The following is a 17,597-nucleotide window of genomic DNA, read 5'->3' as shown; positions in this document are numbered from 1 at the left end:
GCCACCACGCTCCCGGTGGGACTCACCCGCCGAGCCAGCCACACCGCCACACTGCCGCCGCCCGCCCCCACCTCCAGACACCGCCACCCCGGAGCGACCCCGGCCTGGGCGAGGCGGTCCGTGGTCATCGGGTCGTAGGCGCGGGCCAGGCAGCGGTGCTGGTCGAGGGCGTGCTCACCGTGATTGTCGAAGACGTAGCGCGACGCGCTCGTCCCGGCGGCGGTGACGGTTGGGTGCATGGGTCACTCCTCGGTCGGTATGAGAGAGCCGGGGACGGCGGACTCGGCCGCGATGCGGGCGAGGGTGGCGGCGCAGACCTTGCCGGTCGGGCCGAGCGGCAGTTCGGGCAGCACCACGAACCGTTCGGGCAGTTTGCGCGGCTCCAGGCCACGCTCGTCGCGCAGGTAGGCGGTCAGTACGGCCGGGGACGGCGACGGGACGCCGTTCTTCGGGGCCACACACGCGCACAGGCGCTCACCCAGGTCCGGGTCGGGGATCGGCACACAGCACACGTCCGCGACATCGGGGTGGGTGCCGAGCTCGCGCTCCACTTCGAGCGGAGAGATGTTGAGCCCGCCCCTGACCACCACGCGCCGGATCCGGCCGACGACCCACAGCGTGTCGTCGGCTTCCAACCGGCCCAGGTCGCCGGTGCGTACCCACCCGCCCGCGGCCCGGTAACGGTCGTCCAGTTCGGGTGCCGCCACGTGGCACAGCGGGCTCATCGGTCCCAGCGCCCAGATCTCCCCGATCTCCCCGGCGGGCACCGGTCGCCCTTCGCGGTCCCGAACGGTCACCTCGGTCACGTCGGGGTCGGGGCGACCGGCCAGCCCGGGACGCCACCGGCCGGGGTCGCCTCCGGTATGGCAGTTGACACCGTCGGTGGACCCGTAGACGTTGACGACGGGCCGGTCGAACCGCCGTACGCAGGCGTCCCACGCCTCCTGATGCAGCGGCGCCCCGCTGGCGATCACGGCCCGCAGGGACGACAGGTCCGCGTCGGCGTGACCGTCGAGATCGGCCATGCGGCGCAGCATCGTGGGTACGCCGAGCAGGTGGCTGGGGCGGTGCCGCTCGATCGCGCGCAGCGCGGCGGCGGGGTCGTAGCGGGACAGCAGCACGAGGGTGCCGCCGTGCCTGGCCAGGGTCACCGAGGTCCCGCAGGACCCGAACGAGGACGCCAGGGAGACCAGCAGCAGATTGCGCATCGGCTCCGGGCCGAACCGCAGCGCCGCCAGGTAGTTGCCCCGCCCGCCCGCCATCGCGTTGTGCGAGTAGGCGACCATCTTGGGCTCGGCCTCCGAGCCCGAGGAGACCAGGATGCGTGCGGGCGCCTCCGGGTCGGGGCGGGTGGGACGCCAGCGCCGGACCTCGTTCGCTGCGGGACGGTCCAGGCCGCGCGCCCCTGTCACGGGCCGGCCGAACGTCCACAGTTCGCGAAGGTGCGGCATCTCGCACCGCCGGTCGCGGGTCGCCTCGACCGTGGCCGGGACGGTGATGAGGGCTCCGGCCCGGGACCTGGCGAGCAGGGCGACGACGTCGCGAAGCCCCCGGGCGTCGGGAATGGGCAATGCCACGGCGCCGATCGCCGCGACCGCGAGCTCGGCCACCACCGCGTCGCGTCCGTTGGGCAGCAGGACGCCGATGATGTCAGCCGAGCCCCAGCCCGCCCCGGACAGGGCGGCGGCGGCGCGGCGGACCCGGATATCCAGCGCGGCGTAATCGAGGGTGCCCGCCTCGTCGATGACCGCGGGGCGGCCGGGCGCCGTCCGGACATGCTCACCGAACAGGGTGTACAGATCCCGGCCGGGGCACAGTCCACCCGCGGTCCACTCCGCGCGCAGCCGTCCGGGAACACGATCGGTCAGGACGATGCCGTTGGCGGAGGTCCAGGGCGGCGCATTGACGGGTCTCATCGGGCGTTCTCCAACTAAAGGGGCGCGGTTGCCGGGACGAACGTCCACGGCGCGCGGCTGTAGACGGCCTCGCCGCCGATGTCGAGCGCGGCCGAGAACGCGGGGTCGGCGGCCATCTCGGCCAGCTCGGTCACCACGGTGACGGCGCCGGTCCTGCCCGGCCACCGGGCGGGTGAGCAGGCGGGCACGGCGCCGATCTCGGTGCCGGTGCGCGTGGCATCCCCCCTACCGTGCGGGACGGTGGTGTCGCGGATGAGGCGGGCCGCGTCGACCAGGGCCGTCTCGGCGCGCACCCCCGCGCCGGTGCGGGCGCGGGCCAGCAGCGCGGCGACGATCCCCTCCGCGCTGATGAGCCCGCCCAGCACATCGGTGAGGGTCAGCAGGGACGGCGCGGGCGGCTCGCCGGGGCCACCGACCAGGGCCGCCACTCCGCAGTACGCCTGCACCAGGTAGTCGGTGCCCAACGGCTGGGGGTCGGGCAGGAGGTCCGCCCACCCCCCCGCGTGCGCGTGAACCAGGCAGGGCCGCACGACGGCGAGGGCCTCATGGTCCAGGCCGAGCCGGGCCGCACGGCCCGGCGGCCAGTTGTGCAGGAACACGTCCGCGGCGGCGACGAGCCGCAGGGCGGCACGACGGCCAGGCGCGGACTTCAGATCGGCCTCGACCACCCGCTTTCCCCGGTTCAGCGCCTGGAACCTGGCCGAGCACTCTCCCGCCATGGGCGGAACTCCCCGCATGGGGTCACCTCCTGGCGGTTCGAGCCGGACGACCTCGGCGCCGAGCAGGCCGAGCAGGTGTCCCGCGAGCGGACCCTGCACCCTGCTGGTGGCCTCCACGACCCGCAGCCCGGCCAGCGGGGCGTGGTCATGCGGACCGAGTGGCGGAAGGGCGGACGCCGGGGCGGTGACGGCCCGCCCGCGCAGCCGCCACGGCGACGCCGGTGCGGGGGGAAGAAGACCGGGGGCGTCGGCGGCCCGCACCGGCAGCACGCTGACGCCGCTGCGCTCGGCCACGGCTCGCACGGCCCGGTAGTCCAGCGCGGCCGCCGCCGTCCCGAGCGCGGCGGGCAGTGGGCACGTCGCGGTGGCGAAGCGCTGCTGGAACGGTGGCCAGCCCGCCGCGACCGCGGCGGGGCCGGCACCCAGTTCCGTCCAGAAGCGCCTCCAGTCCTCGGCGTCGAGCGTCTCGATCTCGAAACGCACGCCGTCCGCCGAGCGGAAGGGCGGGGCACCGTACCCCGCCGGCCCGGCCGGGCCGGGTGAGCCGAGACCGAGCTCGGCGGTGGCCGCCGCGACGTACTGGGTGAGGGCCAGCAGCGCCGCCTGGGCGGCCGAGGTGGCCGCCGCCAGGGCCGGCCCACCGCGCAGCAGGGCCAGCACACCCGCGCTGACCGCCTGGACCGCGAGCACCCCGGCGCACACGGAGACGTAGTCCACGCACAGCGGTCGTGGCCCGCCGGCGGCCCGCCCGTGGACCTGCATGATCCCGCAGGCGGCCTGCACGTCGCGTTCGCCGGCCATGGGCACGGCCACGGGTCCTGACCAGCCGATCCGGCACTCGGGCAGCGCACCGCCCATCGCCGCGAACGGAAGGCGGGTGACGCCCAGCCACCCCGCGGGTGCCCCGTCCGGCGGCGACTCGTTCCCCGTCTCGACGGCGCAGCCCAGCGCGCGCAGCCGCCGTACGGCGACCCGCAGCGCGGGTGAGTCGCCGAGCGCGCGCACGGCCGTCCCCGCCAGCGGCCGGCCTGCCGCCACCCCGGACCGGATTACGTCCACCGGCCCGTCCCGTGGGTCTCCCGCATCTCGCCGAGCCGGTCGCGCAGAGCCATCCGGCGGACCTTGCCGGTGCCGGTGCGCGGTATCTCATCCCAGGTCAGCACCACGGGGTCGGCCAGCCGCGGCAGATCGGCGGTGGCGCGCCGCCACGATCCGAGATCGAGTGCACCGTTCTCGGTGACCACGACGGGCAGGGAGGGGCGCTCGGGAACGCTCAGGATGACGCACTCCAGCACCTCGGGGATACGGTCGTCGATGACGTCCTCCAACTCGACACAGCTTCCCTCGGGGATGGCGTCCACCTCCCGATCCACGAAACGCATGCCGCCGCTGCGGGTGAGGGCGCCGACGTCGCCGGTGTTCCACCACTCGCCCGCCCGCTTGTCCTGCCAGCGGCTCTGTTCGCCGACGTATCCGAGGCACAGTGCCTTGGTCCGGCAGTACACCAGGCCGGTGGTGCCTCGCGGCACCGGTCGCAGCGTCTCGGGATCCACGACGCGCAGCCGGGTGCGGGTGGGGATCGGATGACCGAGGTCGCGGGTGGTGGGATGCCGGTCGTGCGCGGTGGCCATGGCGCGCCGGGTGAGGAACCGGAAGGTCAGCGGACCGGTCTCGCTCTGCCCCCACCCCTGCAACCACACCGGGCGACGGTGCCGCGTGGTGTGCAGGAAGGCGCGCACGGTGGGCGGGTGCATGGCGTCGAAGGTGCTGATGTAGAGGCGGACGCGCTCGAACGGACCGCCCTGCTCCTCGGCGTGGCGCTGCCAGCGCACATAGGTCGCGGGCAGTGCTTCGAGGGTGGTGGGCCGATGCCGGTGCAGGAACGGGCCGGCCTCGGCCCAGTCGGGGGCGCAGACCGCCAGGAGTTTGGCGGGGGCCAGCCACAGCACGCTCGCGGCCTGGGCCAGCGCGCGGCCGTGCGCGAAGGAGATCGCACTGGCCACGGTGTCGCCGGGACGGCTGCCGAGCACCGGCCAGCGGTGCGCCTCGAACCCGGCCAGGCGACGCATGATCGTACGGGTGGAGTGGACGACGAGTTTGGGCACGCCGGTGGTGCCGGAGGTGTGCATGATGGCCAGCGGGTCGTCGGCGGGCGGGCGGTACGCGGGCGGTGCGGCATGGCCGCGTACATCGTCGATGGACAGGGTGCCCTCGGCCGCGCCGTCGACGAGCAGGGTCCTGGTGGCGAAACAGGTCAGGTCGGTGCCGGCCTCGCGGCTCGACGCCAGCAGCGCGGAATCGGTGATCAGGAGGGCCGGCTCCAGTCGCTTCAGCAGCGTCTCCAGCACGTCGGGGGCCAGGTTCGCGGAGAGCGACGCGGGCACCGCGCCGATGCGCGCCGCCGCGCAGTTCAGCAGCACGTAGTCCCAGTGGTTGCGCTTGGCGATGGCGACCCGGTCTCCGCGCCGCACCCCGGCGGCTGCGAGCCACCCGGCGACATCGCGGACGAGCCCGGCCAGGCCGGGAATGTTCAGCGCGGAACCCAGCGCGGGCGCGATGTCCAGCGGCCGGCTCAGGTGCACGGACGTGGCGTGGCCTCGGTCGGCCAGATCGTCGAACAGGGTGCCCAACTCGATGGGCTTGGTGAGGAGTGCCATCTGCTCGCCTTCCGGTTCGGGGATGGGGACGGGAAGCCGCGGCGCGGCCACGGCGGACGACCCCGGTCAGCCGGCGGGCGACAGGTGGGCGAGCACCCGCGCGGCGGCCCGCGCGGCGGAGGCGACCGCCCCCTCGCTGCACGGGCGTAGCGCCGTCCAGTCGCCCGCGTACTCCACCGCCGAGGCCGGACGGGCCTCGAACGCGGCGCGCAGTTCGAGGGCACGCGGTGTCGCCTCGGGCAGGCCGTACCGGAACCGATGCACATGGGCGGAGGTGACGCACGCGGCCATCCCGGGCACGAAGTGTTCGGCACGGGCGGTGAGACGGTCCTTCACCTCCTCGTCGGGGGCGTCGATCAGTTCGGCGGTACCCCGGGGTGAGGCGACGAGCGACACCAGGCCACGCCCTGCGGGCACCCGCCCGGGATGCTTGTGATGATCCACGGTGATCACGTTGACCAGGGGGTCCTCGGCGGCGGGGACAAGGGTGGCGAAGCCGCGCCGTACGCCCGTGGGGGCCATCGGCCGGTCCAGGACCAGGGTGAGACGGAGCATGGGCGCGTAGCCGCACGCATCCCGGTAGGCGCGTTCGACCGGCGGGGCGTCCGTGTGCAGGCGTGCCGCGACGGGGGCGGGCACGGCCAGTACCGCCGAGCGCGCGGTGACGGTGCCGCCGGGCGACTCCAGCCGGACCTCGCCGGAGTCCGCGACCACCCGGGTCACGGTGTGCCCGGTGACCACGTCGAGCCGCGCGGCCAGCGCGCGAGCGAGGGTGTCCATGCCGTCGCGGTAGGTGTGCCAGCCGTTCGTGCTGCCCGAAGCCACCAGATGCGCGGCGAACGGGGCCGCCGCGGCGCGCTCGGGATCCCATCCGAAGAATCCGGCGACCAGCGGTTGGATGAGGTAGTCGCGAAGGTCGGGGTGATAGCGCCTGACGAGGTCGGCGACGGTGGCGGAGCCCAGTGGGCCGCGCTCCGGGCGGTCAGGGTCGAGGTCGCCGAGCCGGGCCAGGCGCGTCTGGAGGCGGAGCAGGTCCACTCGCGCGCGTGGCGGCAGCCCCGCCCCGGTGAGCAGTCCCAGCAGGCGGCCGGCGTGTGGCCTGGATCGGCCGCCACGCCACACGGCGAGCGCGTCGCGCACCCGGGGCACGGCCTCGGGGTCGGCGTCGAGACCGAGGGCGGCGATGAGCCTCCAGGTGGCCGGGTAGCCCGCGGCCGAGGGGAGCATCTCGGCCCCGGTGTCGATCAGACAGCCGTGGGCGCGCAGGGTGCGCATCCGCCCGCCGACCGCGTCGGCGGCCTCGAAGACTCTTACCGAGCACCCCGCCTCGGCGAGCGCGTAGGCGGCGGCCAGCCCTGCGGGACCCGCGCCGACCACCGCGACGTCCAGTGCGGAGGTCATGTGGCGGTGCCGGCGAGCAGGGGAGCGGCCAGGTTCGCGATGACCAGCAGGATCACCGTGACACGGTGGGCGCGAATGGCGATCCGCCGGGCGCGCAGGATGTCACCTTGCACGGAGCCGATTACCAGGTGGGTCGCGCGCATGGCGAGAACCGGCACCAAGACGATCGGTAACCACCAGGGCGCGGCGCCGAGGAGGGGGCCGACGACGATGAGCAGGCCCGCGGCGGCGGTCATCACGGTGATGAACGCCGTGTTGACCCCGGCGGGCACCAGGGCCGCGACGGTGACGCGCCCGGCGCGACGGTCGCCGTCGATGTCGTGGGTGTTGGAGTAGAGCCCGAACAGCATCGGCCCGAATCCGAACAGCAGGGCCTGCACGAGAACCAGCTCGGTCACCTCGCCGGTGAGCAGGCCGTACGGCACCAGCACCCAGCCGACGCCCAGACCGATCAGGAAGATCTCCTGAAATCCTCGGTAGCTGATCTTCAGTCCCCAGGAGTACTGCACCGACGCCACGACGCACACCGCCGCCAGAACGACCGCCCACGGCGGGCGGTGTGGCGCGGCGGCCACCGCCAGCGCCCACAGCAGCACGCCGAGCGCGGTCGCCGCCCAGGCGAAACGGAGCGCCTGCGCCTCGGTGAGGGTGCCGGCGACCAGCGGTTTCCTGGCCAGGCGTCGCTTGGCGGCATCGGCGCCGTAGTTGGCCGCGTCGCTGCCGTCGCGGTAGCCGGTGATGTCGTCGAAGCCGACCATGGCGGCCACCACGGTGACCTCGGCGAGGCAGATCAGCACCAGCAGGCCGATGACGCCCGGCTCCCACCGGTCGGCGGGGGCGAGCAGCGTCCACACCAGTGGCAGGCCGATGTAGTAGTCGTAGACGTCGAGCTTGGCCAGGCGCGCGTAGGCCCCGAGAGTGCCGCGTGCGGTCGTGGCCGGAGCGGACTCCGCTTCCCTGCCGGTGAACTGATCGGTCATCGTGCTCCCCGGGTTTCGTGGGCGAAGGCGCAGACGGTGTCGGCGATGTGTTCCAGCTGGATGTCACTGAGGTGCGGATACAACGGCAGGGCGAGGTTGCGCCAGGCGGCCGAGGCCGCGTTGGGCCAATGTGTGTCGCGAGGCGCGTGCGGCGCGAACGCGGGCTGGGCGGGAAGGGTGCGCGGGTAGTAGACGTGCGAGTCGACGCCATGTGCGGCCAGGTGGGTTCTGAGCGCTTCGCGGTGGGTGGCCAGCACCGCGTAGACGTAGTGGCAGCGGCCGTCACCGCCGACGGGAGGTGCCGACACCCCGAGGGCGGCCAGGGAGGCGAACCGGGTGGAGTAGTAGTCGGCGATATCCGCCCGGCGTGCCAGCCGTCGGCCCAGACCGGCCAGCCGATGTGTCTGGAAGGCGGCCATCACCTCGTCGAAGCGGCTGTTGTGCCCGATGCGGTGGTGGACGAATCGGCGCGTGCCGTCCTGGCCGTGATTGCGCAGCATCCGCACGCGCGTGGCCAGGTCGGCGTCGTCGGTGACCACCACACCGCCCTCACCCGGCATCCCGAATGTCTTGACCTGTACGAACGAGTAAACGCCCGCGTCACCCCAGCGACCCGCGGGACGTCCCAGCAGCGTGCCGCCCTGCGCGACCGCCGAGTCCTCCAGCAGGCGTAGGTCGTACCGGTCGGCCAGCTCACGGAAGCGGGGCATGTCCGCCATCGTCGAGAACATGTGCGCCGGCATCAGCGCCTTGGTACGCGGGGTGATGAGTGCCTCGGCGGCGGCGGGGTCCATGGTCAGCCGTACCGGGTCGACGTCGGCGAAGACCGGCCGGGCACCGATGTTGACGACGGTCGCGGCCAGTGGCGCGCAGCCGAAGGCGGGCACCACCACCTCGTCGCCGGGGCCGACCCCCATGGCGTTCAGCACCAGGGTGAGGGCGGCCGTGCCGCTGGAGCAGGCGACGACGTCGCCGGCACCCAGCCGATCGCGCAGTTCCCGCTCGAACCGGGCCGTGTGCTCGCCCAGGATGAATCTTTGGGGGGCGGCGGTGCCGATGGTGCGCACCGTCTCCAGCAGTGCGTCGCGGTCCTCCTCGAACAGGTCGGGTGGGAAGAAGGGGATGGTCGTGGTGGTCGGGGCGGTCACCGTCGTCCTCCCGCGTAGAAGTTCTCGATCTCGTCGCACACCCGGTCCACCTGCCACTCGGCCAGGTCTGGATAGAGCGGTAGCGCGAGGGCTCTCGCGCAGGCCGCCTCGGCGCGTGGGAAGTCGCCGGGGGCGTGTCCCAGATGCGCGAAGCACGGCTGGAGATGCATCGGAACCGGGTAGTAGGTTTCGGACTCGATCCCCTTGGCGGCCAGATGCGCGACGAGGGCGTCGCGGTCCCCGGCCTCGATGAGATGGACGTAACAGACCCGGTTGCCGCCGGGGTGCGGCGGGACGGCGCCGGGAACCGCGTACACCCCCGGGACACCGCGCAGCCGGTCGTCGTAGCGCGCCGAGAGCTCGTCTCGGCGGACGATGTCGGCGTCGAGGCGAGCGAGTTTGGCGAGCAGGACGGCGGCCTGGATATCGTCCATCTTGCTGTTGAGGCCGGAGAGCACCGTGGGGTTGGCGATACCGGGAAAGTGGTCCAGGGTGTGTCCACCGCGACCGTGGTGGCGTAGCGCCCGCGCGGTCTCGGCGACGGCGTCGTCGTCGGTGAGCAGCGCCCCGGCGTCGCCGATGGCGCCGAGGGTCTTGGTCGGGAAGAACGACAGCACCCCGCCGACGCCGAGCAGCCCGGCGTGCGTGCCGTCCAGACGCATGCCGATGGCTTCGGCGCTGTCCTCCAGGACGGTCAGCCCGTGTCTTCGCGCCACCTCGTGCACGCCCCGCATGTCCGCGAGGCGGTCGAACAGGTGTACCGGCATCACCATCCGGCTGCGGGGGGTCACCACGGCGTCCACGGACCGCGGATCGATCCCGTACCCGTGCTCCTCGATGTCCGCGAAGACGGGCACGCCTCCGGCGAGCACCACCGAGCCGGCCGTGGCGATGAAGGTGTAGGCGGGGACGATGACCTCGTCTCCGGGGCGCAGCCCGGCCGCGCGCAGCAGCAACACCAGTGCGTCGGTGCCGGAGTTGACACCGACGACGTGTCTCGCGCCGGTCCACCGGGCGAGCGCCCCCTCGAACTCCGCGACCTTGGCGCCGTGCGAGAACTTGCCCCGGTCCAGGATGTCGACGCAGTGAGCGCGGATCTCGGGCCACAGCTCATCGAACGATGCGGCCTGGGTGAAGAAGGGGATGGGCGCGGACTCGGTTCGCGCCGGGGATGTCGCGGGAGGAGGGAGGGGTCTCTCCATGGCTCTCTTCCTGTGCGGCATGGTCGGGGAGATCAGGTCCAGAGAGCACAGCGGCATGGCGCGGGAGGCCATGTGTCGGTTTCGCGCGTCCGGTCGCACCAGCCGTGGGCTGTCCGGGGCGCCTCCGGGCAGCCGCACGGCGGGCGCGCGGCGGACGCTGGGTCAGCGGCCCAGCAGGGGGATGTCGTTCTTGCCGAGGTGGTAGTCGCGAACCGCGTCGATCAGCTCCGTCACGGAGAGCCGGCCGGTGCCGTCGGTGTCCAGCTCCCGGAACGCCTGGTCGGCCACGTCCGGCTCAAGGCCGATGGCCTCGAACCACTTGGTCATCTCCGTCTGGCTGACCTCGCCGTCGCCGTCGCTGTCCAGAACGTTGACGATGGCCTGGATGGTGGGGCCGACCACGCTGGCGAATCCGGCGTCGCCCTTGCTGATGATCTCCTGGTTGGCGGCCTGGATGAACTGGCCCTTGTCCATCTGGGGGGTGCCCGCGGCCCTGGACAGGCGGTCGAACATGGCCAGGTAGACCTGCCTGAGCTCGGCGCCCTTCGGGGTGCCCTGAGCGCCCAGGCCGGTGATGATGTCGTCGGCCTCGGTTTCGAAGTCCGAGCGCTCGATCACACCGTCGCCGTCCGAATCCCAGAGACGGAAGCGCTCTTCCAGACGGCTGCTCTCCTTGGTACCTGCGGCCATTCCAGTCCTTTCCCGAGAATTTTGGGCAGCTCAATGAATGAGCGCCCGGGATGAGCAGAGTCGGCAGCAGAATTCCATTCTTTGGAATTCGCCACTCTCCGCAACGGAGATATAGCCATGCGTGACGACTTGTAAACACAGGATCAAGAAAGTCCCATGGCTCTACCTGGTGGGGGAACCAAAAAGGAAACAGCTGGACATAAATCTGTTGTCCGCTGATATCTGAATATCGAGGATCGGCCAATTCTCATAGCCCGATCACCGTGAAATCACGCACGCCGGCACCGGACTCATCCATGCCCCCGGGCTCGCCCTGCCGGAACACCAGCGACATCTCAGGTGCCAGATTCAGGTCCCGGCCGGTGACCATCGGATCGGCGTGGATGAGCACGTTGTAGTGATTGGGGAAGTGGCAGCCGTCGAACCCGAGCAGCACGCCGATCCGGCGCCGGCCGATCCAGACCTCGTCACCACGGTCGAGCACACCCGCCGTGTCGATCTCGACGAAGCCGAGAAAACCGACACGGTCGATCCTGGCTCCGGCTGCGGTCTCGGTGTGGTCGGTGACGACCAACTCGTGTACCTCCCCGGCTCGCACGCACCGGCTTGCGTACGGTTCGAGTCGCATGCCCCGGTCCGTCCGACGGTGGACCAGCAGCTTCACCAGGGTCGCGGTGACCTCGCGCTTGGGACCGTCCTCGTCCGGGTTCACACCGTCTCCTTTCCGGTGGCCGCCAGCCGATAGACGTCCTCGACGAGACGTAGGGCGGGCAGCCCGCCGTCACCGTCCCCCGCACCGTTCCGGATCCGCCCTTCGAACGCGCGCAGCACCCCCACGTATTCGTGCCACAGGGAGTTCTTGAACCCCGGATGGCCCGTCAGCATGTCGGCGTAGAGCGTTCGGCCGTCGGCCAGCAGGACCTCGATGTCCTTGCGCTCGCCCGGATAGGACCAGTCGAGCAGCACCCGCACCGACGCCGCCCCGGCGCGCAGCCCGATGTCGGCCCGCCGATCGGTGTCCGCCGCGTCACGGGTGATCCGCGCGGACACCACCTCGGCCGGCCCCAGCAGCAACTCGACCAGATCGAACGCGTTGGGGCCGTTGTCGGCGACACATCCGCCGCCGCACCGCCGCGCGTCCAGGTACCAGGTGTCCGCACCCGCGTGCTCCTCGATGCGTTCCAGGTAGCGCACCGTCAGCTTCTCGACCCGTGCCCCGGCGAGCCCGGCTCGCAACCGCCCGACCGCGTGGTTGTACCTGCGGTGGAAGGCGGTGAACAACGGGGCGTCCCCGCGCGCGGCCAGCCGCGTCAGCGAGGCGCCCTGCTCCGTGTCCAACGCGAGCGGCTTCTCCACGCACACGGCCACTCCGCGCTCCAGCGCGTCCGCGCACACCCGCGCGTGCGCGTCGTTCGGCACGGTGACCACCACCGCGTCCGGACGTGCCTCGTCCAGCAGCCGCAGATGGTCGGTGTAGACGGGCACCGAGCCGGTCCGCGCGGCCAGCACCGCCGGATCGCGGTCGCACACCGCGCTCAGCCGCAGCGTCACCGAGCCGCGCAGCGCCGCGAGGTAGAAGCGGGAGATCACGCCGAGACCGACGACCCCGATCCGCAGCGGGACCGTCATCGCTCCGCCAGGACGTCCGGTACGGCAAGACCGGTATGTGCTGCGACCTCCGCCAGCTCGGCGTATACCGTCGCGTCCAGCGGGACTCCCGTACTCAGGTGCTCCTCGGCACGCCGGTGTTCGTGCCATCCGGGGTAGCGCACCGGCTTCGCCCGGTCGACGGGCGGGCAGGCCAGCAACGCGCCGAACAGGGCGTTCGCGTCGGCCTCGGCCCCCTCGCGCAACGCACCCGGCGCGACGGCCGCCACGAAGAAGCCGATGTCGTCGTCGCGCCCGCCCGGTCCGCCGTCACCCGCGAGCGCGTCGGGATGCGCGCCCAGCCCCGCGCCGGGCACCAGCGCGGCCAGCACCTCCACCGCGATGCCCAGCCCGAACCCCTTGTACTGCCCGGCCTCGCCCCCCAGCCACATCAGGTGTGCCCGCCCGGCGTCGAAGGCGGCGGGGTCGGTGACGGAGTCGCCCCCGTCGTCGCGGAGCAGTCCTTCGGGGACGGGTCGCCCGGCGCGGGCGGCCTGGCGGATGCGGCCGGTGGGGGCCGCGGTGGTGCTCATGTCGAGTACGAACGGGGGATGGTCGCCCGCCGGGGCGGCCACGCTGAGCGGGTTGGTACCCAGCATCGTCACCGCACCGCCGGGTGGCCTGGCGATGCGCTGGCCGCCACAGTTGCTGGCGACCAGTCCGATCATGCCGCGGCTGACCGCGCGCAGCGCGTGGTGCCCGGCGCAACCCAGATGGGTGGCCCCACGCACGGCCGCCACACCGATCCCGTACTCGGCGGCGCGTTCGGCCGCCACGTCCATCGCGACCCCGGCGACCCACAGGCCAAGCGCCCGGTCGGCGTCGATGAGCACGGCCGCGCCGCGGTCGGCGACCGTACGGGGCTCGGCATGGGGGTTGACCCGCCCCTCGTCGAACAACGGCAGATAGAGCCGGGTCAGGTTGACCAGGCCGTGCGAGTTCAGGCCGGTGAGGTCGCCGTAGCAGAGCGCCCGCGCGGCCTCGTGCGCCCGCTCGGGTGCCAGGCCCCGGGCGGCGAACACCGCCGAGGTGAAACCGAGCAGGTCGGCGTGGCGCACCCGTACGGTCCCCGGCACCGACGACGCGGGCTCGGGGTGCGGTCGCGCGGCTGACAGGGTTTGGTTCACGGTCGTCCGTTCGTGTCGTCGGTGAAGGCCAGCAGCAGTCGGGCCACCGCGGCGGCGAACTCCGCGAGCTCGTCGACTCGCGCGAACTCGCCGTCGGCGTGGGCGTTGTTGGCGGCGAGGTCACCGGGTCCCAGCACCACGGTGCAGGCCCCGGCGACCTCCGACATCCAGATGGCGTCGCAGGTGAAGGCGGGCTCGTCGGACGGCCACGGCACGATCCCTGCCGCGTCACGCAGGAGCGCGTGCATCCGGGGGTCACGATCGTCCAGGACGGGCAGGCCGCGCTTGAGCCACTCCAGCCGGGTGATGACGTGCGCCTCGGCGGCGGTTCTGGCGAACAGCGTCGTGCCGGCGAAGGCCGTGACGAACGCGTCGAGACCGTCGTCCAGGGCGGTTCGCAGGTCCCGCTCCAGCCGCCGCCCGGCGGCGGCCGAGGCGTAGGCGAGGTTGAGCAGTAGCGACCCGCCGCCATAGACCTTGTTGTGCAGGGTGCCCGTGTGCAGGCCCGCCACGCACACCGCGCCCTCGGCGGTGTGCCGGTCGAGCGCCCGGCCCAGGTGCTGGGCGAGAAAGCCCAGCAGGACGCTGGCGTTGTGCCCGTGGGCGGGGTGGTCGTCGATGGCGTCCATCCCGTCGACGACCACCCGTGCGGTCATCGCCGCCGTGCCGCGCGGCAGGAACCGCAGCCGGGTGGGCTCGCAGAAGACGTTCAGTCGCCCGGTGTAGCCGCGCTCCACCAACGGCCTGGTGCCGAAGACGCCCATGGCACCGCCCTCCTCCCCCGCCACGGCCTGGATCAGAATCCCGATGTCGCGGCCGATGGCAGGGCGCAGCGCCCGCGCGGCGCGCACCCCGGCGAGCAGTGCCACTGCGGGCCCCTTGGCGTCGATCGCGCCGCGACCGTAGAAGCACTCGCCGTCGAAACGGACGGGTTGCCATCCGGCGACGGTGTCCAGGTGCACGTTGAACATCACGGTGCGGGCGACCGGCAGGGCGGGCCCCAGCAGCAGCACCAGGCTGGGCTGGTGTTCGAGGAAACCGGGGATGTCCAGCGCCGCGCGCACGGGTGCCGGGACATCGGGGCGGTCAAGCTCGGCCCTCTCGGCGGGCGCATGGTGTACGCCGCGAAAGCCGATCGCGGCGGCGGCGCGGAGATAGTCGGCCTGCGCCTCGCGCAGCCTGGGCACGGGCGCCTCCGGGCCGGTCTCCAGCGGACCGGCGGTGGGCAGCCGCAGCAGTCGCAGCAGCAGGTCGCGGTCGGCCGGGATGAGCGGGATCGGGGGCACGGCGCGGGCGGGCGGAGCGGTCATCGGAGCTCTCCGGCCGGTGCGGTGACCTGGGCCACAAGCCGTTCCAGCGCACGCCCGTACGCCACGAATGCGGCGTGGTCGCCACGACCGGGGTCACCGGGCGCCGCGTCGGTGCTCGCCGCGGCGAGGTGCGGGCGCAGGTGCAGGTGCGGTTCGATGGAGAGCGCCCCGGTGTAGCCATGGGCGAACAGCAGGCGAAGGCATTTCGCGACCTGGGCCTCACCGGTGCCCGGCGGGACGAAGCCGACTCTGCCCTCCGGGCCGGTCACCGCGTCCTTGACGTGCACGTGCACCACGTGCTGGACGACGGCGGCCAGCATCGGTGCCGACGGGTATCCATGCGCGACGCCGTTGCCGACGTCGAACAGCAGCCGCAGCGCCGGACTGCCGACGCCGGTCACCAGGTCCAGCATTCGTTCGGCGCGATCGCCCGCCCAGCCCGTGCAGTTCTCGTGCGCCAGCAGCAGCCCGGCGTCCTCGGCGCGCCGCGCCAGCTCACGCAGCCGCCGATGGGCGCGACGGCCCCATTCGGCCTCGGGCAGACCGCCCGAGGGGTAGGACATGACGCGCACCAGGCGGGTTCCCAGAACGACGCAGCGTCGGGCAAGGACGTCCAGTTCGGCCAGGTCGAGGGCGAAGTCGCCGGTCACGGGTCGGGACCAGTCACCGATCTTGGAGGCGACGCAGACCACGGTGACGCCGGCCGCCCGGATGCGCTCCGCCGAGTGGGCGAAGGTGGCCTCGTCCAGCCTCGCGATGGGAAGGCCGCCGATCGTGCGCAACTCCAGGTGCTTCCAGCCCAACTCGTCCAGAGCGGCGAGTTGGCCGGGCAGGTCGGGAGCCGCCTCGTCTCCGATCCCGGCCGGCACGACTCCGCCCGGTGGGGCGGGCGTGTGCTCAGCGGACGCCGTGGACACGCCGGACCTCCTTGTGCCGGCCGGTGTCCGGCTCGTGCGCGGCGCACAGATCCTTGGCCTCGTTGAGTAGCCGGACGGCGTCGATCTGCACCGGCAGTGCCCCCGGCGCGGAGGGAAACCGGGCGTAGCGCGTGTAGGCGCTGCGGACGAAGGCGGACAGGGCGTCGTCGGCGAACGCCGAGCAGGTCTGATCTCGGCCCTCGATCACCACCCGGAGCTGGGCGGTGTGGTCCGCGTCGCTGCACGGATAGTGACCGATGAGCGTCGCCCCCTCGAAGTCCAGGGTGATACGGCGCTCGCGCACGGGCGAGGTCAGGTCCGAGTCGATCTCGGTGCGCACGCCGGAATGGTGGTCCAACCGGAGCCTGGCGCGGCCCAGGCGTGGCAACCGAAGCTGGTCGGTCACCATGTCCGTCCAGGAGGCATCGGCGATCCGGGCACCGCCGGCCAGGGTGAGCACCACGGCGAGCGCGTGCGGCATCTCGACGTCGAAGGCGGTGGGGTGGCCGGGGACCCTCGCGCTGCGGGTGAACCGGGGCTTGTTCTGCACCACACGGATGCCGCGCAGCCTGCCGAACTCCTCCGAGTCCACCGCCGCACGCAGGCGGTGGGTCAGGGAGCTGTGCAGCCAGTGGGTGGCGACGGTGATGTCCAGGCCCCAGCGTCGCCTCGTGCGTGCGATGGCCGCCAGGCCCATCAGGTCCAGGGCCAGGGGCTTCTCGATGATGATCTTTCGGTAGCCGAGTTCGGCCAGCCGCTCCAGCATGCCCGAACGAATATGCGGCGGGGTGCACAGGTGGACCACGGTGCGGTGGGGTGGAGTGCGCCCGGCAGCCTCCTCCAGGGTGCCGACCGTGACCACGCCGGCGACATCGGGGGGAGGCCGGAACGGGTCGTGGACGATGACCCGCCCGGGGGCGAGCAGGCCCGGGATCGCGGCGCGCACCCTGGACAGTGCCGGCAGATGCAGTCCTTCTCCGGCCCTGCCCATTCCAAGGATGAAGGTATGCAGCATGATGCATCAGCGCCTTTCCGAGTTGCCTGTCACATAACTCCGGAACATGTTTTCCCGGGTACATGTCAGGCGTTCGGCGGAATCTTCATTCGCATGGTTCGACGCCACCGCGAGCACCCCGCAAACCGTGCTGCTCCACTCACCGCGTCGGGCTGGATGCCATCGAGCGTCAGATATCGAATATCGGGTGTCGGGTGCCAGGTGGAGAAACGTGCGTGATGGGGGCATGAATAAAGAGCCGGCCGGCACCCCTGAACCCGAAAACCTGGAATTTCGCGCGATCGGGCCGCCGGCCTGTGCGGGCGGGAATTTTCCGGGTGACCTCCGCCCCCGATCACCGGTGGTCATGATTTTGACGGTCGGGTCGGCAGCGAGCCGGACGTGCCTACCGGGCGAACCCGGACCACGTCACACCGTTCACCTGTCGCGATCAGGCTGTGGAGAAGCTCGACTGTCCGCCGGGCGGGGCGTGCCAGCCGTGATTCGGCTCGACCGGAACACCGGGGCCAAGGCAGAGCGGACCCGCGTGGATGAAGACCTTGGAATCGGTCAGGTTGATCAGCAGATGCGCGGTCGGCGGGAGCCGTCTGCATCCACCGGCGGGCAGGTCCCGGTACCTGCCGAGCTCCTCCAACTCGGTGGTGAAGACGATGACCTCGCCCTCGGCGGCCGCACCCGGCCCCGCCCAGGCGAGAACGGCCGTGGCCGACACCACGATCACCCCCAGAACAGCACCGAACAGCTTCATTCGCCCCTCCTGGATGGTCTTGAAGCATGCCCCGAAAGATCTCGGTGCCCCGGCGTCGTCCATACGGAACCACCGACATCGGCCATCATCAGGTAATGGAAAGTGATGTGTCAATCACTC

General features: G+C 72.3%; 15 protein-coding genes and 1 pseudogene. All 16 read right to left on the bottom strand.

The window, feature by feature from the left end; all coding sequences use genetic code 11:
* Positions 1–239 (bottom strand): annotated as a pseudogene (locus ABZ260_RS04525) (hypothetical protein); the annotation flags it as partial.
* A gap of 3 nt (positions 240–242) precedes the next feature.
* The gene (locus tag ABZ260_RS04520; RefSeq protein WP_355612945.1) at positions 243–1,916 is read right to left on the bottom strand and encodes a class I adenylate-forming enzyme family protein; all 1,674 of its coding nucleotides are present in this window, start codon (positions 1,914–1,916) and stop codon (positions 243–245) included.
* 14 nt (positions 1,917–1,930) lie between these two features.
* Positions 1,931–3,694 carry a CoA transferase gene (locus tag ABZ260_RS04515; RefSeq protein ID WP_355612942.1) on the bottom strand — a complete coding sequence of 588 codons (1,764 nt, stop codon included), beginning with the start codon at positions 3,692–3,694 and terminating at the stop codon, positions 1,931–1,933.
* The gene (locus ABZ260_RS04510; protein WP_355612939.1) at positions 3,685–5,292 is read right to left on the bottom strand and encodes a class I adenylate-forming enzyme family protein; all 1,608 of its coding nucleotides are present in this window, start codon (positions 5,290–5,292) and stop codon (positions 3,685–3,687) included. Before ABZ260_RS04510 ends, ABZ260_RS04515 begins: the two co-directional genes overlap by 10 nt.
* Positions 5,293–5,358: 66 nt before the next feature.
* Positions 5,359–6,693: an FAD-dependent oxidoreductase gene (locus ABZ260_RS04505; RefSeq protein WP_355612936.1), complete on the bottom strand. Its 1,335-nt coding sequence runs from the start codon at positions 6,691–6,693 to the stop codon at positions 5,359–5,361.
* Positions 6,690–7,673, bottom strand: coding sequence for a UbiA family prenyltransferase (locus ABZ260_RS04500; protein WP_355612933.1), 984 nt, complete (start codon positions 7,671–7,673; stop codon positions 6,690–6,692). The genes ABZ260_RS04505 and ABZ260_RS04500 overlap by 4 nt, the downstream gene beginning before the upstream one ends.
* Complete coding sequence (locus ABZ260_RS04495) at positions 7,670–8,821, bottom strand: DegT/DnrJ/EryC1/StrS family aminotransferase (RefSeq protein ID WP_355612930.1); 1,152 nt, start codon at positions 8,819–8,821, stop codon at positions 7,670–7,672. Before ABZ260_RS04495 ends, ABZ260_RS04500 begins: the two co-directional genes overlap by 4 nt.
* Positions 8,818–10,023, bottom strand: a complete 1,206-nt coding sequence (locus ABZ260_RS04490) for a DegT/DnrJ/EryC1/StrS family aminotransferase (RefSeq protein ID WP_355547461.1) — start codon at positions 10,021–10,023, stop codon at positions 8,818–8,820. Before ABZ260_RS04490 ends, ABZ260_RS04495 begins: the two co-directional genes overlap by 4 nt.
* 162 nt (positions 10,024–10,185) lie before the next feature.
* Positions 10,186–10,713: an EF-hand domain-containing protein gene (locus tag ABZ260_RS04485; RefSeq protein ID WP_355612927.1), complete on the bottom strand. Its 528-nt coding sequence runs from the start codon at positions 10,711–10,713 to the stop codon at positions 10,186–10,188.
* A 247-nt stretch (positions 10,714–10,960) separates the two neighbouring features.
* On the bottom strand, positions 10,961–11,425 hold the full coding sequence (locus tag ABZ260_RS04480; RefSeq protein WP_355612924.1) for a hypothetical protein: 465 nt from the start codon (positions 11,423–11,425) through the stop codon (positions 10,961–10,963).
* On the bottom strand, positions 11,422–12,342 hold the full coding sequence (locus tag ABZ260_RS04475; RefSeq protein WP_355612921.1) for a Gfo/Idh/MocA family oxidoreductase: 921 nt from the start codon (positions 12,340–12,342) through the stop codon (positions 11,422–11,424). Before ABZ260_RS04475 ends, ABZ260_RS04480 begins: the two co-directional genes overlap by 4 nt.
* Positions 12,339–13,487, bottom strand: a complete 1,149-nt coding sequence (locus ABZ260_RS04470; RefSeq protein ID WP_355612918.1) for an Ldh family oxidoreductase — start codon at positions 13,485–13,487, stop codon at positions 12,339–12,341. The genes ABZ260_RS04475 and ABZ260_RS04470 overlap by 4 nt, the downstream gene beginning before the upstream one ends.
* Positions 13,484–14,797, bottom strand: coding sequence for a M20/M25/M40 family metallo-hydrolase (locus ABZ260_RS04465; RefSeq protein WP_355612915.1), 1,314 nt, complete (start codon positions 14,795–14,797; stop codon positions 13,484–13,486). The genes ABZ260_RS04470 and ABZ260_RS04465 overlap by 4 nt, the downstream gene beginning before the upstream one ends.
* Positions 14,794–15,714, bottom strand: a complete 921-nt coding sequence (locus tag ABZ260_RS04460; protein WP_355612912.1) for a TIM barrel protein — start codon at positions 15,712–15,714, stop codon at positions 14,794–14,796. The genes ABZ260_RS04465 and ABZ260_RS04460 overlap by 4 nt, the downstream gene beginning before the upstream one ends.
* Positions 15,695–16,729: an oxidoreductase gene (locus tag ABZ260_RS04455; RefSeq protein ID WP_355612909.1), complete on the bottom strand. Its 1,035-nt coding sequence runs from the start codon at positions 16,727–16,729 to the stop codon at positions 15,695–15,697. Before ABZ260_RS04455 ends, ABZ260_RS04460 begins: the two co-directional genes overlap by 20 nt.
* 430 nt (positions 16,730–17,159) lie before the next feature.
* A complete protein-coding gene (locus tag ABZ260_RS04450; protein ID WP_355547482.1) occupies positions 17,160–17,477 on the bottom strand; it encodes a hypothetical protein in 318 nt (105 codons plus the stop codon).
* Between the last annotated feature and the right edge of the window lie 120 nt (positions 17,478–17,597).

Origin of the sequence: Streptosporangium sp. NPDC006013 (genome assembly GCF_040614275.1) — a bacterium.
GTDB lineage: Bacteria > Actinomycetota > Actinomycetes > Streptosporangiales > Streptosporangiaceae > Streptosporangium.
The sequence above is the reverse complement of the archived record's forward strand: the minus strand, read 5'-3'. Positions and strand labels throughout refer to the sequence as shown.